Source organism: Vibrio sp. 1731, from assembly GCF_033339955.1.
Lineage (GTDB): Bacteria > Pseudomonadota > Gammaproteobacteria > Enterobacterales > Vibrionaceae > Vibrio > Vibrio alginolyticus.
This window is the reverse complement of the sequence record NZ_JAWOVO010000015.1, coordinates 98371-122666: the sequence shown is the minus strand read 5'-3', so window position 1 is coordinate 122666 and position 24296 is coordinate 98371. Positions and strand designations below refer to the sequence as shown.

The window sequence follows — 24296 nt, the reverse complement described above, 5'->3', positions numbered from 1 at the left end:
CGCGATAACACAGAGACGCATTATGAATTACCACCAATACTATCCAATTGACGTTGTTAACGGACCGGGTACGCGCTGCACGCTGTTTGTGTCGGGTTGTGTGCATCAGTGCCGTGGGTGTTATAACCAGTCGACGCAACGTTTGGATTCTGGTGTACTTTTCACGCAAGAAGCGGAAGACAAAATCATCGCTGACTTAAACGACACGCGTATCAAACGCCGTGGCTTGTCGTTGTCGGGTGGAGATCCGCTTCACCCTGCTAATGTGCCTCATATTTTGAAGATAGTGAAAAGGGTGAGAGAGGAGTGCCCAGGTAAAGACATTTGGGTTTGGACTGGCTACACGCTGACGGAACTGAATAACGCGCAAAGGGAAGTGGTGCAATACATCGATGTTTTGATTGATGGTAAGTTTGAACAAGACAAGAAAGACCTCAATCTCGAATGGCGTGGCAGTTCAAACCAAATCATTCATCGCTTTACGGACATCTAATCAAGCATTCTCCGCACATAAAAAGGGCTCACGCGTGCATAACGGGTGAGCCCTTTTGGTGTGAGTTCGTTAATGTCTTTTTGGTTACGCCGTCACCGATTGGTCATCTTCAACCATATTATTTATCCAACGTTTAGATTGAATACGGTAAGTCGTCAGTACGCCTTTCACTAACTCTTCCGCGAGCAGAGACATCAAGACAAAATGCAAAGGCAGCCCTAACACCATGCCTGTGTAATAAGTAAGGGGGATGCCAATAGCCCACTGACCGAACGTGTCGATGAAAATGCTATAGCGAATATCAGCGCCACTCTTTAGTACGCCGCCAATCCCAACCATGTTAAACACCCTCAAAATCATACCTAGCGCCATGACTAAACATACGTTAAGTGCCATGTCTGCATCGGTTAACGGGCTCAGTACCAATAGGTGATGAATCATGGGCGAGCTCAACCACACTAGGAAAAACAGCAAGGTGGCTAAGATTGCGCTGGTTAACACATACCACCACGCCGTTTTCTCGACTCGGTCATAATGTTTTGCACCAATATCATTCCCAAGAAGAACGGATGCAGCGACCGCAAATCCCATAAAGGTTGAAATCAGTACCCCTTCAATCGGTGATAAGAATGAGATGATCGCCAGTTCTGAAACGCCCAATTGACCATAGATGATGCTGTAAACGATCAATCCACCAGTCCAAAGCGCATCGTGGACCAACATGGGTAAAGAAACCTTAAAGTACTTTTTTCGATACTGTTTTAAGCGGCCTTGTACCCAATCGAACTTAGTCGGAATTAGGTAAGCATATCGTTTGTAGAAAAAATAAATCAAGACGGCGGTTTGGAAAAATCGAGAAACAAAACTACCTACGGCTGCACCAAATACGCCCCATTGAGGGAAACCAAATAAACCAAAAATCAAAACATAATTAAGCGCGACGTTAACGACAATGGCGGAGATACTAACGTTGGTTGCCAGTTTGGTTTGGCCCACGGAGCGCAATACCGCTTCAATCGGTACTACTATCGCCGTAGCAATGAGGCTAAAGCCCGTAACCACAAGATAATCACGTGCATAAGTGACGTATTCAGGATCGTCTGACATAAAAGAGACGATCTCTTCATCAAAAATCGCATAAAGAACGATAAACGGCAGCGTCACCAAAATGGAAATAAACCAAGATTGCGCCAACGTTCTGCGAATTCCGGCTAGGTTTCCTGAGCCGTAGTATTGCGAAGCAAGTACGGTAACTGCACCGCACAGGCCAAAGACAACCGCTAGGTTGAAGAAAAAGATACGATTTCCAACTCCAACTGCTGCCGTTGCAGATTCTCCGAGTAGGCTTACCATGAAAATATCCACGACGCCGAGCAAAGCAAAAAGCATGGACTGAAGTGAAACAGGTAGGCCAATCGTAATCAGCTTTTGCCAAAATGCTTTATCGATGTATTCGCGTGTTAAGAGCATCGCATTTCTCCTTAAAGATTAATGCGAGTAGTTTATCCTCATGATTTGGCGGTGTATTTTTCAAAGGAATCCAAAACCTTTGTAAAACTCTCTACTAACGCACATGTGAGCCAATAAATCATGGAAGATAAACAAGAACGCTACGCGATTTCAGAAAAAACTTATCAAGAGTTTATTGATCACAGTCGAGTATTAGCACTTGAGGAGAGAGGCATTGTGCAGTGCGGCATTGCCACTTGTCGTGACTTCTTCTCTGTTTATCGTAAAAACCAAAAGAAACACATGCTGCTCTATACGGTGCGTGGTAAAGGGTGGCTAGAGAGTGGGACTTATCGATACGATTTGGAACCGGGCTCGTTGATTACAGTACCCGCAGGTGTTGAAAACGGTTTTGGTATAGAAGAAGAACCTTGGCAGATCGCGTGGCTTTTTCTTGCTCCTGATAGAGAGTGGCCGATATTAGAATGCGATGTTCGCTACCAGCTTTCATCTACACCTGAAGTGATGTATGCATGTATCCAAACGTTACTACGCAGCATTAACCTTCCAATCGATTATGGTGGTGCGGTAGGTGAGCATAGTGTGGCTCAGTTAGAGCTGATGTTAAACATGCCGCCCTCAGAGTCGATATCACGCAGCCAATTGAGGCTTCGGCGTGTATTTGACCTTGTCCAACGTCAGCTCCATAAGGATTGGAGCGTTGAGCAGGTGGCGGCTCTATATCCATGTTCGGAGCCTCATTTGCATCGACTGACTCAAAAGCAGTTTGGTCGAAGCCCAATGGCACATTTAACGCGTATGCGCATGGAATATGCTGCTAGGTTACTTCGTTCAACAGAATGGCCAATTCAGCATATTGGAGAAATAGTCGGATATCCGACCAGCGCTAACTTTAGTACACGTTTTAAAGCGTGGTCGACCATGACACCAAGAGAGTTTAGAAAAAACGGTAGAGTGGATTGGTACAACGAGGAGTGAATCGTTCTTTTTCTGAACGATAGAGCGCACAAAACTCACCGCAATCCAGAATTTTGTTCTCTAATTGATGAAATAAGTGAAAAATCATTTCGTCATTTTTTGCGATGGTGTTAACGTGAGGTTCGGTACTTGAATTTCAAAGGGTTATGACTTTCATGTTTTCTAATCTCCCAACTCCCGTATTAGATCCTATTTTATCTCTATCCGTTGCATACCGTAACGATGAACGTCCAAACAAGGTTGACCTTGGCATTGGCGTATACAAAAACAGCGCAGGCGAAACGCCGATTATGAAAGCCATTCAAATGGCGCAGGATGTCGTTGTTGAAACTCAAAAAACCAAGTCTTATGTTGGTCTTGCAGGTTGCGAAGAATTTAATAAAAGCATGATCGATTTGCTACTGACGGGAACGTCTGCAATGGATCGTGTTGCAGCTATTCAAACGCCAGGTGCAAGTGGTGCGCTGCGTATGTTAGGTGACCTAATGAAGGTCGCACAGCCAGATACGACGGTTTGGATTTCCAACCCAAGCTACGTAAACCACAAGCCAGTGATGGAAGCAGCAGGCCTTAAAGTTAAGTTCTACCACTATTTCTCTTCGGAAACGAAACAAGTAGACACCGCAAAAATGATGGATGATCTTGCGAAAGCTGGGCCTTCAGATGTGGTACTTCTTCATGGTTGTTGCCACAATCCAACTGGTGCGGATATTGACTTCTCTGCTTGGCAAGCCATTACAGAATTGTCGCAGAAGAACGGTTTCATCCCATTTGTGGACATTGCTTACCAAGGCTTCGGTGATGGCCTAGAAGAAGACGCAAAAGGCCTTCGTTTTATGGCAGATAATGTTGAAGAGATGTTGATTACTACTTCATGTTCGAAGAACTTTGGTCTGTACCGTGAACGAACTGGTGCAGCGATTGTGGTTGGTAAGAACATGCAAGACGTGGCCAACGCAAAAGGCAAGTTACTTACGTTAGCGCGTTCTACTTACACGATGCCACCCGATCATGGAGCGGCTTTGGTTAAGACCATTCTTCAAGATGACAACCTGACTTCCGTTTGGAAGCAAGAGTTGAGTGAAATGCAACATCGTTTGGTTAGTCTTCGTCAAAGTTTGTGTAACGAATTGAGAAACAACCATAATACAGATCAATTTGATTTCATTGAGGGTCACAAAGGCATGTTTACTGTGCTAGGCTTTAGTGGAAACCAAATGGCGCAACTGCGTGAAGATTATGGCATTTATGGTGTTGGCGATGGTCGAATTAACATTGCCGGACTTACCGAAACTCATATTCCATACGTAGCGGACGCAATTAAGAAAGTATCTCAAGCTTAATTGGAGTGTGGATGAAAAACTGGAAACTGATTCTGCCGCTTATGATGAGCGGCAGTTTAATTGCTTGTACGTCAACTCAAACGACGCAGGAACCTGTTGAGCCAGAGTCGCCAAAGGTCGAAGAGCCCGTTAAAGTCGAGCCAGAAGTGAAACCTGAGGTAGATCCAAAGCCAGAGGTGGAGCCCAAACCAGAAGCGAAACCTGAGAAAAAGCAGGAACCAAAGCCTAAGAAGCCAGTCAAGGTCACAAAAACACCCGATGGCATGTTAATTCTTGGTTCTGAAGAATGGGTTTATGTTCCTGAAATTGACCAGACTTTCAAGGCTAGAGTCGATACAGGTGCGACAACATCATCAATTAGTGCGACTGACATTGTTCCGTTTGAGCGTGATGGTAAAGACTGGGTTAAATTTAAGATAGATTTAGGTGACAAAGACACTAAAGAATTTAAAGTACCCGTTGAGCGCTGGGCTAAAGTTAAGCAGTCTTCGTCAGAAGAGGTGGATAAACGAGCGGTGGTAAAAGCCTACATTACCGTTGGGGATCACAAAGAAAAGACAGAGTTTACGTTAGCGGATCGCGGACATATGACGTTTCCAATTTTGCTTGGTCGAAGCTTTTTTAGAGATATCGCCGTTGTGGATGTATCGAAAAAATATGTGCAAGATAAACCTAAAAAAACCGCTAAAAACTGATGTATTACAGCTAGTTTCTGTTACAAGCTAATAATTCGTGATTAACAAAAAATGGCCTCCAAAATTGGAGGCCATTTTATTGAATCATATGCTTGCTTGTGATGCCCTGGTAGTCATGTCCACTAAAATGCAAAACGAGCAGACATTACAATTTGCTGGCCATAGACACCATTATTTTTGAAATCTGCACCAAGCGATAGTTGCTGAGTTGAGTGGAATCGTGCGCCCAGATTGTAAATGGTGTTCGAATCGTCATTATCTATGATTTGGCCGATACGGCCATGGAGCTCAACATTTTGCATAAACCAAATACGAGTGCCAATATTCACTTCCGTGCGCCACTCGTCGCCCACTTTATCACTGCCGTTCTCTTTAATGTTGTGTACCAACATTTGGCCATAAATATCTGCAAATTGGCCTGCTGGCCCATTAAAGCCTATACCACCAGCAATGTCCCAGTCTCCGCTGAATTCACTGTCTGCGCGAGCAATGAAATGGGTATTCTCTGTAAAGTAGGTATTGAACTCGCCACCAAATGTACCAGGGCTAGTGCCCATGCGAAATTCCATCGTGTTGTAGTTGAAATTATTTGCATGTGCGGAAAGTGGCAAAATAGCACACAAACCAAAGGCTGCAACCTTTAGAGCTTTACCTAGCATGGTGTCTCCGGGCAAGATGATTAAAATGAACAAAAAAATGGTCTGCAAAAAGCAGACCAAGATTGATAAAGCTATCATTTTAAGTGCTTGCCGTCACTATTTAGCTGTAATCGTCACTACATCATGTTGATATGCACAGCAATCGGGGTTTGTTTTACATGACCACGAGTTGTTCGACTTCAATCTCTGGTTTGTTCCCGCCTTCAAATTCGCCAAACAGACGGACTTTAGTCGTGTGATCAATCGGAGTATTTAGCTGAATATCGTCATCGAGTTCGACCATCACTTCACCGGAACCATCGCTAAAGACAAACTTATCCGCGCGAACTTGACGCAATAAGTTACCTTCAACGACCACATCTTTTTCAGTAAACATATTGGAGTCGTTTAGCAAGGCATCCAATTTTTCCACAGTGACAGGACCGTTAAACTGCAAGTTTGATTGGTTTTGAGCGTTATCTTTCGCGAACGCGATAGAAGGAGCAATAGCTAAGGCGGCGATTGTTGCGATAATTGTATTCTTTTTCATGTTACATCCTCATCGGTTTGTTTTGATGGGGTCATTAAAACAGGGCTTGTTTGAACCAATGATGATTTCAACATTCATATTCTATTCATTTGCTTGAGTAAGTGGGGACGATGACGTTATGATTGTTCATCTTCCTCTATTCCTTACAAATGTTCATGAAATCAGCGATCCCATCTTTAATGGTTCAAGGCACCACTTCGGATGCCGGAAAAAGTGTCCTTGTGGCAGGTTTATGCCGTGTATTAGCAAGAAAAGGGATAAATGTTGCCCCATTTAAGCCACAAAACATGGCACTAAATAGTGCGGTAACCAAAGATGGCGGTGAAATAGGTCGAGCACAGGCCGTTCAGGCACAGGCGTGTAATATTGAGCCAACCGTACATATGAATCCGGTTTTAATTAAACCTAACAGTGATACAGGTGCTCAGATCATTTTGCAGGGTAAGGCGATTTCCAATATGGATGCGGCTGACTTTCATGATTACAAGAAAGTGGCGATGGACACGGTGTTAGATTCCTTCTCTCGTCTGACTCAAGAATTTGATTCGATCATTATCGAGGGCGCGGGGAGTCCTGCTGAAATCAATTTACGAGAAGGCGATATTGCAAACATGGGTTTTGCTGAGGCCGCTGATGTACCAGTGATCATTGTTGCTGATATTGATCGTGGTGGAGTGTTTGCACATTTGTACGGAACACTTGCGTTACTTTCTGAATCTGAACAAGCGCGAGTAAAAGGATTTGTTATCAACCGTTTTCGAGGTGATATTCGTTTATTGCAATCGGGCCTCGATTGGCTAGAAGAAAAAACAGGTAAACCTGTACTTGGTGTACTTCCTTTTCTTCATGGTTTGAATTTAGAAGCAGAAGACGCGATCACTGCACAGCAAGAGTTGCACTCTGAGGTAAAACTGAATGTTGTTGTGCCTGTTTTAACCCGGATTAGTAATCATACTGATTTTGATGTGCTGCGATTGAATCCAGACATCAATCTACGTTATGTAGGTAAAGGCGAAAAAATAGATAAAGCCGACCTGGTTATTTTGCCTGGGACCAAATCAGTGAGAGACGATCTGGAGTATCTAAGAAGCCAAGGGTGGGATAACGATATCTTGCGTCATATTCGTCTTGGTGGAAAAGTGATTGGTATCTGTGGCGGCTACCAGATGCTTGGAAACTTGATTGATGATCCAAACGGCGTCGAAGGCCAACCAGGTCAAAGCGAAGGACTTGGCTTGCTTGATATCACTACGACGCTAACTAACAGCAAACAGCTTACAAACACACAAGCACAGCTTTCTCTTAACGGCAAAACAGCCAATGTAAAGGGTTATGAAATCCACGTAGGGCGAAGTGAAGTACGGGGCCTGCAACCTCTTACATTCAGTTCCGGTGAAGCGGAAGGGGCGATCAGCGAGTGTGGCCAAATCATGGGAACCTACCTTCACGGGTTCTTTGACGAGGAAGATGTCTTAAGCCTGGTATCAGAATGGGTAAACGGCACCCAAATCAAACAACAAGACTTTGAAGAGTTAAAGGAGCAAGGCATTAATCGCATCGCAGATGCGATAGAACAACATATGCGCCTTGATTTTTTGTTTAAATAGCCCATTAACTGATTGAACTTTATATTTAAATAACCTGTTCTTTCGCTTGCCTTGTATTGGAGTATCTCTATGAAAGCATGGAAACAGTATGCTTGCCTTACGGTAGTATTAAGCATTTCATTTTCAGCAAACGCAGCAACGAACCTAAAAGTGTATGCAGCCTCTTCTATGACGAATGCGATTAACGAGATCGCGCAAAACTTTGAAGAAAAGTATGACGTTTCTATCACTCCCGTTTATGGTGGTTCTTCTTCTATCGCTCGACAAATTATCAATGGCGCACCAGCGGATGTATTCATTTCTGCGAACACGAAATGGATGGATTATTTGGTCGATAAAGACGTCATTTATCGTGACAATGTCACAAATCTAGTGCGCAATAGCTTAGTGTTGATTGCTCCTCAGTCTTCAGAATTAACCTCATTTAACTTTTCTGATGCAAAGGCATGGGAGAAGGCATTGCATGGAAATCGTCTTGCTTTAGGCAATCCGACGTCAGTACCTGCTGGTATGTACGCGAAAGAGTCATTGACTACACTGGGTGTATGGAAAGCGGTTCAAACTCACGTCGCACCAGCAAAGAATGTGCGCTTAGCTTTGGCGTTGGTTGAACGTGGAGAAGCGCCTTTAGGTGTGGTCTACAAAACCGATGCTCAGTTAACTGATAAAGTCAAAATTCTCGGCGAATTTGCGAGTGATACGCATGCGGCTATTGTTTACCCGGCTGCAATTGTGAATGATTCTACTGAGTCGGAGCAGTTCTTCCAGTACCTAAAATCGGACGAAGCCGCACGCGTTTTTGCTCAATATGGCTTTCAGCAATAAACCGGCCTTCAATTATAGGAACGAAGCGTGACAGAACTGGAATACCAAGCCTTAATGTTAAGCCTCAAAGTAGGCGCGTACGCAGTACTTTGGCTGATTCCTCTCGGCGTTTTTCTTGCTTGGCTACTTTCTCGAAAAACGTTCTTTGGTAAATCGATTCTCGATAGCTTAATTCATTTACCACTGGTATTGCCGCCAGTGGTAATCGGCTATTTATTGTTGATTTCTTTAGGACGACAAGGGTTCCTTGGAAAGTGGCTCTATGAAAACTTAGGGGTAGTATTTAGCTTTAATTGGAAAGGGGCAGTAGTCGCTTGTATTGTCGTGGCTTTGCCTTTGATGGTTCGTTCAGTACGCTTAAGCTTAGATAGCGTCGACCCTAAATTGGAGCACGCAGCCTCTACGTTAGGCGCTTCTCCTTTAAAAGTGTTTCTCACCGTCACGTTACCACTGACCATTCCCGGAATTATTACGGGCACGATGCTGTCATTTGCTCGTAGTCTTGGCGAATTCGGGGCGACGATCAGTTTCGTCTCTAACATTCCGGGTGAGACCCAAACGATTCCGCTGGCAATGTACAACTTTATTGAAACGCCAGGTGCAGAAATGCAGGCGGCTCGTCTGTGTATCATTTCTATCGCGTTAGCCTTGTCTACATTAATGATCTCTGAATGGCTAAATCGTAAAGCGGCAAGCAGATTGGGTGCGAAGCAATGACGATTAAAGTCCAATTTAAACAAATGCTTGGTGAGACTGACTTCGACATCAAACTTAAGTTACCCTGTAATGGAATTAGTGCCTTGTTTGGACGATCTGGTGCAGGTAAAACGACGTTGATTAACATCATCAGCGGATTGGTCACTCCAAGGCAAGGGTATGTTGCGGTTGGTGAGCATGTTTTGTTTGACAGTGAACAGGGAATCAACCTACCAACGCACAAGCGTGGTATTGGTTATGTGTTTCAGGATTCACGTTTGTTTCCTCACTATTCGGTTCAAGGCAATTTGTTATATGGCGTTAAAGAAAAAGATGACGAGTATTTTGATGCAGTCACCGAACTCTTGTCTATCAAACCGTTACTAAAGCGCTTTCCGGTATCACTTTCTGGTGGTGAAAAGCAACGTGTTGCGATTGCGCGCGCATTGCTATCTAAACCCAATTTGCTTTTGATGGATGAGCCACTTGCCTCACTCGATATGCCAAGAAAGCGTGAGGTAATGCCTTTTCTCGAGGAGTTGTCGGAGAAGGTAAATATCCCTATTATCTATGTCACACACAGTCTCCAGGAAATTTTAAGGCTTGCTCAGCACCTTGCAATTATTGACCAAGGTAAAATTTCGAGTTCAGGTAAGCTTGAGGAAGTGTGGGCTTCTCATGCTATGCGTCCATGGCAATCTTTCTCAGATCAAAGCAGCTTATTTGAAGGCCGGATTGCTGAACATCATGAACGTTATGCACTGACTTGTATCAGCCTTGCACCTAATGTATTCCTGTGGGTGCAAAAGATCGACGGAACACCAGACACGCCAATACGCTTGCAAGTGCGTGCCAACGACGTTTCTATCACGCTCGAGCAACCCAAGGCGACGTCGATTCGAAATATTTTGCCTGCTATTGTCGATTCCCTCGAGGCGTTTAACGCAGCCGATGACAAGCAGAGTATTAATGTATCACTCAAGCTAGACGAGAAATGTTATTTGTGGGCAACGATCACACCGTGGGCCCTTGATGATCTCAACCTAAAAGTTGGTAGCCGTGTTTTTGCTCAAATTAAAGGTGTCAGTGTGACACAAAAAGATATGGCACTAGCGCCTCATTAACCGTTTAGACTGATTTACGCTTCATGATCAAAAAAGGCCGCAAAGTGCGGCCTTTGTTACTAGAAGAATGTCGGAATTACTTCGCGAATACTTCTTTGAATTCACGCTTAAGAAGTGGGTCACGACGTGCTTTCTTAAGTTGCTTAACCATGTCTTTCACACAGTTGTGAAGCACATTATCAAGTAGTTGAGCACGGTATTCTTCTTTATCTTCATCTGTCATGTTTTCTGGCAGATTAAGAGTCGGAAACTCTTCCATCACATTAATACCAGCGAATGCTTGGCCTACAGAAACTAGAGCATGAAACTGTTCAAAGTTGTCTAGAATGTTCTGTGCACTTGCTGGCATTTCGTCCCATGATTCACGTACCGCTTCTTCAGACACTTCATGGATAGAGGTAACCATTTCGAACATTTGCTCTGGAACTTCGTCAAATTCGATAACTTTACGTAGCTCTGGAGAAATGCTGGCTAGATCGATTTTTTTGCTTTCGCTGTTAGTTGCTTCTGACATGGTGTGTCTCTCATTACAAAAAGGCGGGAATATTAATACCAAATGCATCAAATAGCTATACCCATTAGTCCGCAAGATGACCAAAGTGAATGAGTTTGTTGAACTTCTGCTCACAGGCCATGATTAGATAGGGTAACGTCCAGTCTAACTGCTTTATGCAATGGATTCCGTGATATTCAAACAAAAATATAGCACTTAATTATGAGTCGAATGCAACAACTCTATGAGTATGGTATATGTTTAATAAAGACATAATTAAAAATGGAACGCGTTATGCAACCGACAGGGACATCGATGCGAATCCTTCTGGTTGACGATGTTCAGCTAGACAGGATGCAGTTGGCTATTCGTCTAAAGCAACTTGGACATATTGTAAAAGCCGTAGGTAGTGGACTAGAGGCGTTAAATACCTACGAGAGTTTTGACCCGGAACTGGTGTTACTCGATATATCAATGCCAGATATGAACGGTTTTGAAGTCTCTCTTCATATAAGAGAAACGTTTCCGGATTGGATCCCAATTATTTTCTTGAGTAGTCACGAAGAGCCAGAAATGATTGCTAAAGCCATAGATGCGGGCGGTGATGACTATTTAATTAAGCCGGTAGATAAACTGGTACTGAACTCTAAACTTATCGCAATGCAGCGTATTGCTCATATGAGACGAGAGCTTAAGCAAGCGACAGCTCAATTGGAGCAGGTTAATCAACTTTTGACTCAGCAAGCGAATGAAGATGGCCTAACCAAACTCTATAACCGCCGTTATATCGACCATAAGTTGGAATCGATGGTTGCATGGCATGGCCGTCACAACATGCCAATGGCTTTGATTCTATTGGACGTCGATTTTTTTAAACCGTTTAATGATAATTACGGTCATATTGAAGGCGATCGTTGCTTGCAAGCGATTGCGAATCAACTCAAGGCTACTTTTTGTCGCTCTGGGGAATATGTAGGTCGATATGGTGGAGAAGAGTTTGTCGTGTTGCTAGGGTGTACCGACACTCAAACAGCAGAAAGAGAAGCCGAGCGTATACAAGAGGCTATGTATTTTCTCGATTACCCACATGAGTATTCTAGTGTGTCAAATAGAGTGACAGTGTCACAGGGTGTTTTTGTTTTTCAACCGACAGGGAAAGAAGTGCAATCAGACTTGTATGCAACCGTTGATAAAGCGCTATATACCTCGAAGTCTTTGGGAAGAAACACACATACTTTAGTTAATTCTCTTTAAAAACAAAATCTTATGAACGCCACTCTTTTTGTTGCGTTGTCACTTTTTGGTGGTTATTTTAAAGCTCACTCAAAGTAAGATAGGCAAACAGTGCGAACGGAATGTCGCAATCGGGCGTATACCTTATACCTTTGATTAGATAGATAACATCGGGATAGTGGCAACGATGGGTGCAGTTATTATGCTGATGGGGAAGTTCGGTTTTGTTGTAAACCCAGACAAGCTTGTTAACTTTCACGATTGGTGAGAGTCTAACGAAGCTTTATGCAGTTACGTCCGGCCTTTTTCGCTTTGTAAAGTGCTTCGTCCGCTGATTTAATGACGTCCAGAGGAGCTTGCCCATTCCGGCTATCAGCAACTCCGAAACTTGCGGTAACAAAAACCGACTTTCTTTTCGAACTGTTGCTACCACGACGTTTTTGTCCTTGTTTATGGTTCTCAGGGCGAGATTCTTCATCGCGTAATATCATCTCGTATTCTGCAATCGATTTGCGAGCTTCTTCCAAAAAGTTCTTACATTCGTCAGCGTATTTGCCTTTAAAAACGATGGTAAATTCTTCTCCGCCAAATCGATAAACTTTTGCGCCGCCTGGGGTTTTAGTGAGGCGCGAAGCGACCATTTTTAGAACGTCATCACCAGTATCGTGACCGTAGGTGTCGTTAAACTTTTTAAAATGGTCAACATCAAGCATTGCGATCGTGAACTTCTTACCCATGTGTTTTAGATCGAGATCAAGTGCACGTCTGCTCGGAATCAGCGTTAGGCTATCGGTGAAAGCCAGTTGATGGCTAGCGGAAGCGGCATAAATAATGATAAGCAGCCCTGTTAGCGTAAACATGGTGCTTGATATGTACTGCACATCAAAGAAAATGAACGTCGCAGACGCCAATACCATGGCAGAGTAGGTCATCGCATGGATAATTTCATTCTTCTTTAAAACAAGGATTCCAAGAAAACAGACAATACCCACGCAATATAAAACAAGAATTAAAGGCAGTTTAGAGACCGTAGGTACAATAAATAAAATACCGCTTGTCCATTGTTCAAACCCTCCTTCAACGTAATATGCTAGCGTTAGATAAGACCAAAGAACGAACATTGCTAACATCAAGATGTAAGTCAACATGGCTCTAGAGTCAAAACCTTCTTTACTAAACAAAAATACCGTAAGAAACGAGACAGGAAGTAACGTGGCTAAAATGGTTAGCTCAAGTAAAGCGGTACCACTTTGAAGCGGGACTTGTAGGCGGTGCTGTATCACGAAGTAGGCTAGCAACATTGCCAAGCACACCATGGACTCTCTGCCTTGCTTAAATGAATAACAAAGGAGTAGCGCACAACCTAATAGTATGTACGGCAAGTTTGCGGCAATGCCCCAGTTTGCCTGAGTCATCTGAATAATGCTGTCCATGCCCGAACTCACTATGCCCAGTAGCAAAAAAGGGGATAAGAATCTGAAGCCTGATGAAGTCATTGACGATGAGGACATCTATTACAAACTGCCTGAAAATAGTTGACTATATAATTGGTTAGGTAAATCGTTTTATCAATATGGATATTTATCCGTTATTGAATTTCGAACTTTGAGAACTAGCAAGAATACGTCTATTTGTTCCTTTTCCCAAGTATTTTGGAAGACATTACGGCAAAAAGAGAGAGATTGATTAAATTAAGAGCAATCAATAAGTTGTTATAAACAAGTCGTTGCTATACTCATTTCATAGGAAAAAGGAGATTTACAGATGCAGATAAGCTCAGATGTGCACAATTACATGGAAACATTAGTAGGCCAGGTTCTCAGTTTGCCCGAATTTTTAGAACAGTATGACAACGAACAGTTAGCCGATATTGCTTGCCTTGCGCTTATCCAGCTCAAGCCTGTCTATATCCGTCATGATATTGATTTTTTGTCTTCACTTCCTGAACAAAAATTAAGCCAGTTTAAGCAAAGCGCGGATATAGCGGTGAAAAACGCCGCAGAAATGGTGAAAGAAGACAGGCGTAAAAACCGAGAGTATGATGTGCCTGTAATTTTTTCCCATACTAGTTATGATGATGACAAAGAGTTGGATTGGTATGAAAAACCGATCCTTAACGTTAATATTAAGTAAGAGTCGCTCAGTTGACTAGTGAGCTGACCCAAGGAGGAATCGTGGGATTTTTTTCGCGTTTGTTTGGTGGTAGTGAGAAAACCGCTGAAGCTAAAACTATCGAGCCAGTTGAGTATAAAGGTTTCTTTATTTACCCAGAGAGCCTTTCAGAGGGCGGACAATATCGCATCGCTGGTCGAATAGAAAAGCATGACAATGATGAAGTGAAAACACATCGGTTTATTCGCTCCGATTTACTTGGCTCAGAGCAAGATGCCAATGACCTTATGTTGAAGAAATCTCAAATGTTTATTGATCAAATGGGCGATAAAATCTTCGACTAGCAATTTACTGCAATTTGATTCCAGTCATCTTAAAAAGAGCCGTTAGTGTATATGCTAGTGGCTCTTTCTTTTTAACGCTTAAATCTCTGTTAAGTCAGTATTTAATCGTTACCTGGTTAGACCTCAGTCTAGTACGGTGTTGCGTTGTTATTTTTCGTGCACAGAGCGACAATCATTCATTACTTAGCGTTATATGTAATGAAATTTAGTATTTAAATTACAAAACACTTGAAGTAATGAGACGCGTTCGATACAAACAGAATAATAACAGGGCTGTTAGTCAAGGTGTTATTGTGCAAATGGGTGTCCCCAAACATCATCTTTCGTTTGCAATTGTCTTGCGTGGTAAACAGATAGAAATAAAAAAGAATTAGAGTAGAGCGACGCTCTGTTTTGGGACTAATTTATTGATATGTATACAAGGAGTATGCGTTTTGCAAATCGGTGTACCTAAAGAGATACTCGCGGGTGAATCGCGAGTGGCTGCATCGCCGAAGTCGGTTGAGCAGTTAATAAAATTGGGATTCGATGTCGCGATTGAATCCCAAGCGGGGGTGCTAGCGAGTTTCGATGATGCCGCTTATGAAGCAGCTGGTGCGAAAATCGTTTCTAGTGAAGAAGTTTGGGCATCTGGCCTTATTTTAAAAGTTAATGCGCCAATTGTGGATGATGAGCAAGGCATTGACGAAATTGCGTTACTGCAAGATGGAGCAACACTGGTTAGCTTTATTTGGCCGGCTCAAAATGCTGAGTTGATGGAACAACTTTCCAGTAAGAACATTAACGTTCTTGCCATGGATTCCGTTCCTCGTATCTCACGTGCACAAGCCTTAGACGCGCTATCTTCGATGGCTAATATCGCTGGTTATCGTGCAGTGGTTGAGGCAGCTCATGAGTTTGGTCGTTTCTTTACAGGTCAAATTACGGCTGCCGGTAAAGTACCTCCAGCGAAAGTATTGGTTGCGGGTGCTGGCGTCGCTGGCTTGGCGGCTATCGGTGCTGCAGGTAGCTTAGGTGCCATTGTCCGTGCGTTTGACGTCCGCCCAGAAGTAAAAGAGCAAGTTGAATCGATGGGCGCTGAGTTCCTGACCGTTGACTTTCAAGAAGAGTCAGGCTCTGAGGATGGCTACGCAAAAGAAATGTCTGATGACTTCAACAAAAAAGCGGCAGAGTTATACGCAGAGCAAGCTAAAGATGTTGATATCATTATTACGACCGCGCTCATCCCTGGTAAACCTGCGCCGAAGTTGATCACCAAAGAAATGGTCGACAGCATGAAAGCGGGCAGTGTAGTTGTCGACTTGGCAGCTGCTAATGGCGGTAACTGTGAATATACAGTGAAAGACCAAGTTATCATGACGGATAACGGCGTAAAAATTGTTGGTTACACTGACATGGTTGGTCGTTTGCCAACACAATCTTCTCAGCTTTACGCGACAAACCTTGTCAATCTTCTAAAACTGCTGTGTAAAGAGAAAGATGGCAACATCAATATTGATTTTGAAGATGTTGTTATCCGTGGCGTTACCGTGGTGAAAGAAGGTGAAGTTACTTGGCCAGCGCCACCAATTCAGGTTTCAGCTCAGCCGCAAGTGAAACAAGAACAGCCTGTGAAGCCAGAGCCTAAAGTAGAAGAACCTACGTCTCCAACGAAGAAAATTATTGGTGTGGCAGCGGCTGTTGGAGCCTTTGCATGGGTAGCATCGGTTGCTCCAGCAGCGTTTCTTTCTCACTTTACTGTATTTGTTCTAGCGTGTGTTGTCGGATACTACGTAGTATGGAATGTTACCCATGCACTTCATACTCCACTAATGTCAGTAACGAATGCTATCTCTGGCATTATTGTCGTTGGTGCATTACTGCAAATTGGGCAAGGTAATGGCGTCGTTTCATTCCTATCTTTTATTGCCGTATTGATCGCGAGTATCAATATCTTCGGTGGTTTCACCGTCACCAAGCGTATGCTTGAAATGTTCCGCAAAGATAAATAGGAGTCACAATGTCTGCAGGATTAGTACAAGCAGCTTACATTGTTGCTGCATTATTTTTCATCATGAGTTTGGCGGGGCTTTCAAAGCAAGAGTCTGCTCGTAATGGTAACTACTACGGTATCGCTGGTATGACGATCGCGCTGATAGCGACGATCTTTAGCCCAGATGCGCAAGGTTTTGGTTGGATCATTATCGCGATGGCGATAGGTGGTGCGATCGGTATTTTCTATGCGAAGAAAGTAGAAATGACCGAGATGCCAGAACTGGTTGCGATTCTACACAGCTTTGTAGGTTTAGCTGCGGTTTTAGTTGGCTACAACAGCTACTTAGATGCGCCAGAAGCAGCAACACATGCTGAGCATGTTATCCACCTTGTAGAAGTATTCTTGGGTGTGTTCATCGGTGCCGTAACTTTCACCGGTTCAATTGTCGCATTTGGTAAGCTGTGTGGTGTGATTTCTTCGTCGCCACTTAACCTGCCTCATAAGCACAAAATGAACCTCGCAGCGGTTGTTATTTCTACGCTTCTTATGATCTACTTCGTAAAAGCAGATGGCAGCATGTTCGCTCTTATTGTGATGACTTTGATCGCGTTCGCATTCGGCTACCATTTAGTCGCTTCAATCGGTGGTGCAGATATGCCAGTTGTTGTCTCTATGTTGAACTCATACTCAGGTTGGGCAGCAGCGGCAGCAGGTTTCATGCTAGCAAATGATCTATTGATTGTAACAGGTGCTTTGGTAGGTTCATCAGGTGCGATTCTTTCTTACATCATGTGTAAAGCAATGAACCGTTCGTTTATCAGTGTTATTGCCGGTGGTTTTGGTCAAGAGATAGTGATTTCAGGTGACGAAGAGCAGGGCGAATATCGTGAAACAACGGCTGAAGAAGTTGCAGAGATGTTGAAGAACTCAAAATCAGTAATCATCACTCCAGGATATGGCATGGCAGTAGCTCAGGCACAATACCCTGTTCATGAAATTACTGATGTACTTCGTTCACAAGGTATTGAAGTTCGCTTTGGGATTCACCCAGTAGCGGGTCGTCTACCGGGGCATATGAATGTGTTACTCGCAGAAGCAAAAGTACCGTATGATATCGTTCTTGAAATGGATGAAATCAATGATGACTTTGCAGAAACCGATACCGTATTGGTTATCGGTGCTAACGATACGGTCAACCCAGCCGCACTGGAAGATCCGAACAGCCCAATCGCTGGTATGCCCGTATTGGAGGTATGGAACGCGAAAAACGTAGTGGTATTCAAGCGCTCAATGAATACTGGTTACGCAGGAGTACAGAACCCACTGTTCTTCAAAGAAAATACATCAATGCTATTTGGTGATGCGAAAGAAAGTGTTGAGTCTATTTTTAAAGCACTTTAACCATTCTTGATTTAAAACTATACAGGGTCAGCAATCGCTGGCCCTTTTTTGTTCCGTTTCAATGTTATAGTAATGCAAATCCTTCTGTTAGCAGATGTCAATTGCTTGTAGATTGATGTATAGTTTTGGCTAATGTAACAAGTGACGGTAACAGTTTGATTAAAAAGTTTTTGCTCGGTTTTGCAACTGTATTGCCGCTTTTTTCGGCACCTGCATTTTCCGATTCACTACCAGAAAGAATAGATACGTTTACAGAGCTATTTAACTATGAAGTAGCTCTTAAGTCGTACGATATTCGTATTCTGCAATCAAATTATCCTACCAAGTTACTTGCGCCAGATTCGCTTCTGCCGCAAACGTCTGACTATCCGTTAAAAGATATCCAACAGCTTTACAGCTTGGCGAATACTTGTCGTGGCAAATTACCATTAAGTCCTTTAATTACTGAGCCTTTGGTATTTACAAGAGCGATTTGTAAAGGGACGCAGCTGACACCTCGTTGGTTCTCGCGTAGTGGTCTCATTCACCCTGGTGGTGGGACGTACGCGGCACGTTATGTGGATAAGTATCCAGAACTCAAACCCAAACTATCTCAGTACATGCATATAAAAGAGCGTGATAACGAGGAAGGGGATGAGTTGCTAGAAAGCTTGAAAAACATGGATGACGACGCCATTAATGCTTTGATTGCGGGCGCGAGCATGTTTATTGAAGGTAACGAACTTTGGCTAAGACGTGGTGACCGTTACTTTGTTTTCGAGAAAGATATCTGGCAAGAGAACGTAGCGAATGCGGGTCTGTCATACGCTCTAGCCTCTCAAAGCAAAAGTTGCTTTGTTAAACGAGGCAATATTTGTTGGGATGTAGAAGATCACTCGCAAGTTTTGCGGATCAGTATGATCATACTGGTAATCGCCAATATTCTTTTGGTGATTGGTTGGGCGGTGTACCGTTGGAATAGCAAGCGAGAAGAACTACGTAGTAGAATGCTCGTGTTGCAAATTTTAACGCATGAGCTCAGAACACCGATTGCATCTCTGTCACTAACGGTTGAGGGCTTTCGTCGAGAGTTCGAGCATTTGCCTGAAAGTGTGTATGACGAATTCCGCAGATTGTGTGAAGATACGCGCCGCCTGCGTCAATTGGCAGAAGCGAGTAAAGATTATTTGCAATCTGATAACCAAATGCTTGCAACAGACTGGGTACCATCCGTTGCAGATTGGTTAGAATTTAAGATCGAAGAAGAATTTGATAGTGCCGTGCTTTTTAACATCAATGAAGATGTGGCTGCTAAAGTTAATGTGTACTGGTTAGGAACTTGTATCGATAACTTGCTTCGTAATGCGCTTAAGTACGGTGTCGCACCGGTTGAATTAGATGTCTCAACTAGTGAAGAAAAAATAGTATTCCAAGTCCGAGATGCAGGAGGCCTAACGGCTAAAGATTGGGCAAATTTGAAGAAACCGTTCGTAAGTAAGAGCGGGTTAGGACTTGGATTAACAATCGTTGAATCTATGGTAGGCCGCATGGGCGGAAAAATGTCCTTAATGGGACCACCTACAACTTTTATATTGGAGATACCTTGTGAAACAGACACTGCTTCTCGTTGAGGACGATAAAAACTTGGCTGACGGCCTGTTAGTAAGCCTGGAACAAGCAGGATATGAGTGTTTACATGTGGAGCGTATTGCAGACGTAGAGCCACAATGGAAAAAAGCTGACTTGGTAATTCTCGATCGCCAACTCCCAGATGGTGACTCTGTACAATGTCTCCCAGAATGGAAACAGATTAAAGACGTACCAGTTATCTTGTTAACGGCACTTGTTACCGTAAAAGATAAAGTTGCAGGCCTTGATTCCGGCGCGAACGACTACTTAACAAAGCCTTTTGCTGAAGCGGAGCTTTTTGCGAGAATCCGTGCACAGCTACGAGCACCGGATTCAGCAGAACAAAGCAACGCTGATAAAGTGATTACAAAAGACTTAGAGATTGACCGCTCGACTCGTGAAGTGACTTATAAAGACGAGCTAATTACGCTTACTCGAACAGAGTTTGATTTGCTGCTATTTTTGGCGTCAAACTTAGGTCGCGTGTTTACTCGTGATGAGCTACTTGACCACGTTTGGGGTTACAATCACTTCCCGACAACACGTACGGTTGATACACATGTATTACAGCTTCGTCAAAAACTGCCAGGACTGGAAATTGAAACACTTCGTGGTGTTGGCTACAAGATGAAAGCATAAGTCGTAATGAAAATACTACTCCCTGTAGTTGTCTCATTAGCGTTAGTGAAACCAGTCCATGCGATGGACTGGTTTCAAACTAACACGCCTTTAACACAGGCACATCAACACTTACTTGAAGATGATCTTGCGGGTATGTTCAACTCTCTTGTTGAACTCTGGCAAACGGAACCAAGTAAAGATTTGACTCCTCACCTTAATGATCTTCTTGGTCAGTCACTATCTAAAAACTGTGGCAAGGCTCTCACTGGTGTAACGCTGCCTGATTGGATAAGTGGTGTGAACGTTATTCGTCAGACTATTCAAAGCCCTGGGCGAGATACATTTAGATTGGTGATCAAGCTAAGAGCTACAACTGACATCGAAAATATTTCATTTAATCGATGGGTGGATGATTCTATATCCGCGGACAGTTCATTCAGCTATGAACAACAGCCGAACGGGACAGAACTTGCCAACGAGCGTAGTTACTCGAAACGCTATAACTTAACAGGTAAGCTTGAAGCTGGTTTATATCACTTAACCGTTGTTTCTACTGATAAACAAGAGTATCGAACTTGGGTAATACTTGGAGATTCAAACTCTTCTCAATATGTTCGTTGGACATCTAAAGAGAATTGGAAAGTAGAAAAGAGCGCACTTCGTAATCCCCATTGTCCATTACCGCAACTTGAAGTCGGTTTGTATGACTACATTGATGGCCAGTACGAGCAAATGTGGAAAAAGACTTACGAGTCTAATTATCCAAATTCATTGGAGCTAGCGGGTGTCCCAAACGATAGATACGTATTGGCGGTAAGTATCAATAGTCGCCGTTGGCAGGGCGATATAATTGTTGAGCAGGCTCAAACTATTAGCCGAACCTATGATCTTTCCCAGGAAGAATAGTTAAAGAAATACTACTTGTGCCGATAAAGGTTCAGGACGAACTAAAATCACAAGTGTAGTATGAAAAACAAATATAAAATTCTTGCCACTTCTGTTGCTACTATTCTTTTCGCTAATGCTGCCTCTGCTGCTACTTATGCGATAGAGGCTCGTAGTGATGCAATGGGTGGCGTTGGTACCGTATCAGCAACTTATCTAACTGCGTCTTTTTTCAACCCCGCTCTTACTGCGATTTATCGCCGAAATGACGATGCAGGCATGATCGTGCCAAGTTTTGGTGGCAGCTACGATGATCAATATGATCTAGTTGATGAGATCGAACGCATCAGCAAATTGACAGACGTCGATGAAATCAAAAAATCGATGGATGCTATCGATGGGAAAAAGACAGACTTTGATCTTGGTGGTGTCGTTGCCATTGGTATTCCCAACAAATTCTTATCTGCAACTGCATACGGTAAGTTATACACTGAATCATTCGTACAACCAAATGTTGATACCTCAGGTACTAATCCATTAGATGATAGCTATGTACAAGGTGTTTCTATTGGCGTGGCTGAAGCTGGTATTTCACTTGCTAAATACACTAATTTCATGAACCAACACCTTTCTTTTGGTGTTACTCCTAAACTTCAGCGTATATACACATACTCATACGCCACGAGTTTTCAGAATTTTTATACTAAAGACTTACGTGAAAATGAGACCGCGGAAACGATGTTCAACTTAGACGCCGGCGCACTTTGGTTCTTTGGCCCATATCGTCTCGGTATTTCAGCGAAAAATTTGATCGGAAGAGACGTTAAAACAAAATCATTCCAATATGGCAGCGATACGATAAAATCATACGAATATAGCATGCGTCCTGTATACACCGTTGGGGCAGGGATTGTTGCCGATTACTTTACGATGAGTGTTGACTACGATCTTAACGAAGAAAAACGTTTTTCATCCTTTGATGATAATACGCAAATGATTCGAGCTGGTATTGAATTTGATATTTTGCGTCAAATGGCATTACGAGCAGGGTATATGAAGAACTTAGCTCGAAGTAATGACGAAGGAACCATTACTGCTGGTATCGGGTTGTCTCCACTTAAGTTGTTCGAATTGGATATCGCAGCTCAGTACACAAACGAGAACGCTATGGGTGCATCCATTAATTTCCTTGCTACCTATTAATTGAATCGTTATAGTCAGCTCCTCAAAATGAGGATCTTTTTATGTTTGACGATTTACCCCCTCTATCTCACCAAGAACAACAACAAGCTGTAGAGAGAATTCAAGAATTGATGGCGAAGGGCACAAGTACTGCAGAAGCTATCAAAATTGTTGCCGAACGGATTCGTTCTGAGTACGCAGAAAAACAACAGCAACAAAACTAATCAATTCATGGACAGGGCATACGCCCTGTTTTTTTGCCTTTCTATTTTCTATTCCTTTACACTCCCAAACACCACCCTGGTTACGCTGTAACTAAAATTTACTATACCTCTATGATTTTAATCTTGTTCAATTACCTTTAAAACTAAATAGCGGGTTGGTAAAATTTTACCTCATCATATTAACCTTGGCTTACACAGTGCAGGTAGTTAGGCATTTTTTAAAGAACTTATAAGTTAAACTCTATTATATCAATTGTTTACCTCGGTCTTTTAATCTGCCAACCATATTGGTCGCGATTGATCTTGTAATTTAATTACAAAACCCAAGAGAGCTTCGTTCCCAGGTAGAGGATTATGCTGAAAAAAGAAAAAAGATACACCGTAACTTATAATGGTAATTAAACTAGACTTATTAAATACGCGATATAAGAACAGTAAGCACTCGCAGACATATGTAATAGATGAATCGAAATTCATCTTATTTAGCTGCTTTTTTAGCCGAAATACGTCTCCTGGATTTGAGCGGAGCGTTACATATTGAACACGCTTAACCTAAAGTAGTTTTACTAAACTAGGCGACGTTGAAGTGGGTAATATGAAACCTCAAGAGTAGTAGAAATCAAGACCAGTAACGCCTATTACAACGTAACGTTTCCTGACGTCCTTCCTGTTAAATAGTCCGATAATTAGAGAAGAAATTGGAAAAACATCGTTGATCTTTGGATGAGAGGAAGCAACAAGGTTGTAATGAAAACTATTTGCCTGTTTTACACTAAACTCCTTTAACTATCATGTAGCAGTAGTTTTGATGTTGTGTTCGCTCTATGTGGACTAGACTTAATATGAGAACAAAAACTAACCAAGGGAGGAATGATGGGTTACAAGCACGTTTTGGTTGCTGTCGACTTATCTAAATCTAGCCAAGCCGTTATCGAAAAAGCAATAATGCAAGCGGATAACTCAAGCAGCAAACTCTCATTTGTTTACGTAGATGTTGATCGCATAGTCATGGAAGCGAAGGAAGAGCAAGAATTGGAAAGAAGGCTGCAAGAGCTCGCTGATAAATGCTTATGCCCAGTAAACGAGACCATGGTAGTAATCGGCGATCTTCATATAAAACTATCGGGAATCGTCAAAAAAGAGGGGATAGATTTAGTTGTCTGTGGTCATCATCACAACTTATTGAGTCGCTTTTTTTCATCGATACCAAAGGTTGTGAACGAAGTTGAAGCTGATTTATTAATCGTCTATTTAGACGAGTGATCGACAACTCTTGTTCGCACTCATCATTTTTTGTCACTAAAAAGCCGAACTTTTATGTTCGGCTTGGTGTATCGGTGATAATAAAAGTTTTTAGCCAGGAATGATTGATGCCTCATGAGATAAAACAGATGCAGACTCCGCGTTTGACTGCAGATCAAAATGTACGTTAACTTGCACGCCTTCTCGCTCAAAAGTGACATCATCAAAATCGGTCATAGCGATTTTGAATCCATTTCTAGCAAAAAAGCCAGTCACCATAGTTCGCTGCTTAATTTCTAATGCAGACGCGAGTAGCTTATCCATGGCATTCTCCTTGGTTATTGTGGGGATATGGGTAGAAGATACACACAGATTGGTATGAAATCAATTTTATATAAAGTTGCTTTTGATGAAAATTTTAATGTAAGTCAATCTATCGTTTACCCCACGTGATTTATTCCACGCAAAACCTTGATAACAAGACGGCAGAGCATCTCACATTGTGATAGCAAGCATAAAGATGGGGGAGTTAATAAATACCGCTGAAACAATATGTT

Annotated in this window: 25 protein-coding genes; 19 read left to right on the top strand and 6 right to left on the bottom strand. The window is 42.7% G+C overall.

What is annotated here, in order from left to right:
- Positions 1–22: 22 nt before the first annotated feature.
- Positions 23–493 (top strand): anaerobic ribonucleoside-triphosphate reductase-activating protein, encoded by a 471-nt coding sequence (gene nrdG, locus R7035_RS17245; RefSeq protein ID WP_017634628.1) that lies wholly within the window; start codon positions 23–25, stop codon positions 491–493.
- Positions 494–577: 84 nt separating this feature from the next.
- Here nrdG and R7035_RS17240 read toward each other — a convergent pair whose 3' ends face one another.
- Positions 578–1963 (bottom strand): MATE family efflux transporter, encoded by a 1386-nt coding sequence (locus R7035_RS17240; protein ID WP_005388027.1) that lies wholly within the window; start codon positions 1961–1963, stop codon positions 578–580.
- A gap of 120 nt (positions 1964–2083) precedes the next feature.
- On the opposite strand from R7035_RS17240, the gene R7035_RS17235 reads away from it, so the two are divergent.
- From R7035_RS17235 to R7035_RS17225, 3 genes are all read left to right on the top strand, one after another.
- Complete coding sequence (locus R7035_RS17235; protein ID WP_025767758.1) at positions 2084–2941, top strand: AraC family transcriptional regulator; 858 nt, start codon at positions 2084–2086, stop codon at positions 2939–2941.
- A 155-nt stretch (positions 2942–3096) separates the two neighbouring features.
- Positions 3097–4284, top strand: a complete 1188-nt coding sequence (locus tag R7035_RS17230) for an aromatic amino acid transaminase (RefSeq protein ID WP_165935322.1) — start codon at positions 3097–3099, stop codon at positions 4282–4284.
- Between the two features lie 11 nt (positions 4285–4295).
- Positions 4296–4979, top strand: a complete 684-nt coding sequence (locus tag R7035_RS17225) for a RimK/LysX family protein (protein ID WP_054575977.1) — start codon at positions 4296–4298, stop codon at positions 4977–4979.
- Between the two features lie 122 nt (positions 4980–5101).
- On the opposite strand, the gene R7035_RS17220 is transcribed toward R7035_RS17225, so the two are convergent.
- Positions 5102–5638, bottom strand: a complete 537-nt coding sequence (locus tag R7035_RS17220; RefSeq protein ID WP_017634623.1) for a hypothetical protein — start codon at positions 5636–5638, stop codon at positions 5102–5104.
- A gap of 154 nt (positions 5639–5792) precedes the next feature.
- Entirely contained in the window at positions 5793–6167 is a 375-nt protein-coding gene (locus R7035_RS17215) for a YgiW/YdeI family stress tolerance OB fold protein (protein WP_005376220.1), read from the bottom strand.
- Between the two features lie 155 nt (positions 6168–6322).
- Here R7035_RS17215 and R7035_RS17210 point away from each other — a divergent pair, with 155 nt between their 5' ends.
- From R7035_RS17210 to modC, 4 genes are all read left to right on the top strand, one after another.
- Positions 6323–7774, top strand: a complete 1452-nt coding sequence (locus R7035_RS17210; RefSeq protein ID WP_054576201.1) for a cobyric acid synthase — start codon at positions 6323–6325, stop codon at positions 7772–7774.
- 69 nt (positions 7775–7843) lie between these two features.
- Complete coding sequence (modA, locus tag R7035_RS17205) at positions 7844–8599, top strand: molybdate ABC transporter substrate-binding protein (protein ID WP_053349904.1); 756 nt, start codon at positions 7844–7846, stop codon at positions 8597–8599.
- A gap of 27 nt (positions 8600–8626) precedes the next feature.
- Entirely contained in the window at positions 8627–9316 is a 690-nt protein-coding gene (gene modB / locus R7035_RS17200; RefSeq protein ID WP_064376841.1) for a molybdate ABC transporter permease subunit, read from the top strand.
- Complete coding sequence (gene modC, locus R7035_RS17195) at positions 9313–10419, top strand: molybdenum ABC transporter ATP-binding protein ModC (protein WP_086047388.1); 1107 nt, start codon at positions 9313–9315, stop codon at positions 10417–10419. Before modB ends, modC begins: the two co-directional genes overlap by 4 nt.
- Before the next feature lie 76 nt (positions 10420–10495).
- Here the strand turns inward: modC and R7035_RS17190 are convergent, their stop codons facing one another.
- Entirely contained in the window at positions 10496–10933 is a 438-nt protein-coding gene (locus R7035_RS17190) for a DUF3069 domain-containing protein (RefSeq protein WP_005376232.1), read from the bottom strand.
- Positions 10934–11206: 273 nt separating this feature from the next.
- Between R7035_RS17190 and R7035_RS17185 the strand changes: the two genes are divergently transcribed.
- Positions 11207–12166: a diguanylate cyclase gene (locus tag R7035_RS17185; RefSeq protein ID WP_005376234.1), complete on the top strand. Its 960-nt coding sequence runs from the start codon at positions 11207–11209 to the stop codon at positions 12164–12166.
- A gap of 251 nt (positions 12167–12417) precedes the next feature.
- Here R7035_RS17185 and R7035_RS17180 read toward each other — a convergent pair whose 3' ends face one another.
- Entirely contained in the window at positions 12418–13656 is a 1239-nt protein-coding gene (locus R7035_RS17180; protein ID WP_047101089.1) for a sensor domain-containing diguanylate cyclase, read from the bottom strand.
- Between the two features lie 253 nt (positions 13657–13909).
- On the opposite strand from R7035_RS17180, the gene R7035_RS17175 reads away from it, so the two are divergent.
- The 10 genes from R7035_RS17175 to R7035_RS17130 all read left to right on the top strand — a co-directional run bounded on the left by R7035_RS17175 (position 13910) and on the right by R7035_RS17130 (position 23760).
- Positions 13910–14278, top strand: a complete 369-nt coding sequence (locus tag R7035_RS17175; protein WP_005376241.1) for a late competence development ComFB family protein — start codon at positions 13910–13912, stop codon at positions 14276–14278.
- Between the two features lie 41 nt (positions 14279–14319).
- Positions 14320–14601 carry an HlyU family transcriptional regulator gene (locus R7035_RS17170; protein ID WP_017634616.1) on the top strand — a complete coding sequence of 94 codons (282 nt, stop codon included), beginning with the start codon at positions 14320–14322 and terminating at the stop codon, positions 14599–14601.
- A 434-nt stretch (positions 14602–15035) separates the two neighbouring features.
- On the top strand, positions 15036–16592 hold the full coding sequence (locus R7035_RS17165) for a Re/Si-specific NAD(P)(+) transhydrogenase subunit alpha (RefSeq protein ID WP_132936444.1): 1557 nt from the start codon (positions 15036–15038) through the stop codon (positions 16590–16592).
- An 8-nt stretch (positions 16593–16600) separates the two neighbouring features.
- Positions 16601–17977, top strand: a complete 1377-nt coding sequence (pntB, locus tag R7035_RS17160; RefSeq protein ID WP_262651285.1) for a Re/Si-specific NAD(P)(+) transhydrogenase subunit beta — start codon at positions 16601–16603, stop codon at positions 17975–17977.
- Positions 17978–18132: 155 nt separating this feature from the next.
- The gene (gene vxrA, locus R7035_RS17155; protein WP_025767766.1) at positions 18133–19587 is read left to right on the top strand and encodes a sensor histidine kinase VxrA; all 1455 of its coding nucleotides are present in this window, start codon (positions 18133–18135) and stop codon (positions 19585–19587) included.
- Positions 19562–20224, top strand: a complete 663-nt coding sequence (gene vxrB, locus R7035_RS17150; protein ID WP_005376251.1) for a response regulator transcription factor VxrB — start codon at positions 19562–19564, stop codon at positions 20222–20224. The genes vxrA and vxrB overlap by 26 nt, the downstream gene beginning before the upstream one ends.
- A 6-nt stretch (positions 20225–20230) precedes the next feature.
- Positions 20231–21112 (top strand): DUF2861 family protein, encoded by an 882-nt coding sequence (locus R7035_RS17145; RefSeq protein WP_005388048.1) that lies wholly within the window; start codon positions 20231–20233, stop codon positions 21110–21112.
- Between the two features lie 60 nt (positions 21113–21172).
- Complete coding sequence (locus tag R7035_RS17140) at positions 21173–22294, top strand: conjugal transfer protein TraF (RefSeq protein ID WP_318146205.1); 1122 nt, start codon at positions 21173–21175, stop codon at positions 22292–22294.
- A gap of 41 nt (positions 22295–22335) precedes the next feature.
- Positions 22336–22497, top strand: a complete 162-nt coding sequence (locus R7035_RS17135; RefSeq protein ID WP_005376257.1) for a YoaH family protein — start codon at positions 22336–22338, stop codon at positions 22495–22497.
- Between the two features lie 873 nt (positions 22498–23370).
- Entirely contained in the window at positions 23371–23760 is a 390-nt protein-coding gene (locus tag R7035_RS17130; protein ID WP_005376258.1) for a universal stress protein, read from the top strand.
- 90 nt (positions 23761–23850) lie between these two features.
- On the opposite strand, the gene R7035_RS17125 is transcribed toward R7035_RS17130, so the two are convergent.
- On the bottom strand, positions 23851–24063 hold the full coding sequence (locus tag R7035_RS17125; RefSeq protein ID WP_005376260.1) for a hypothetical protein: 213 nt from the start codon (positions 24061–24063) through the stop codon (positions 23851–23853).
- Positions 24064–24296 lie beyond the last annotated feature (233 nt).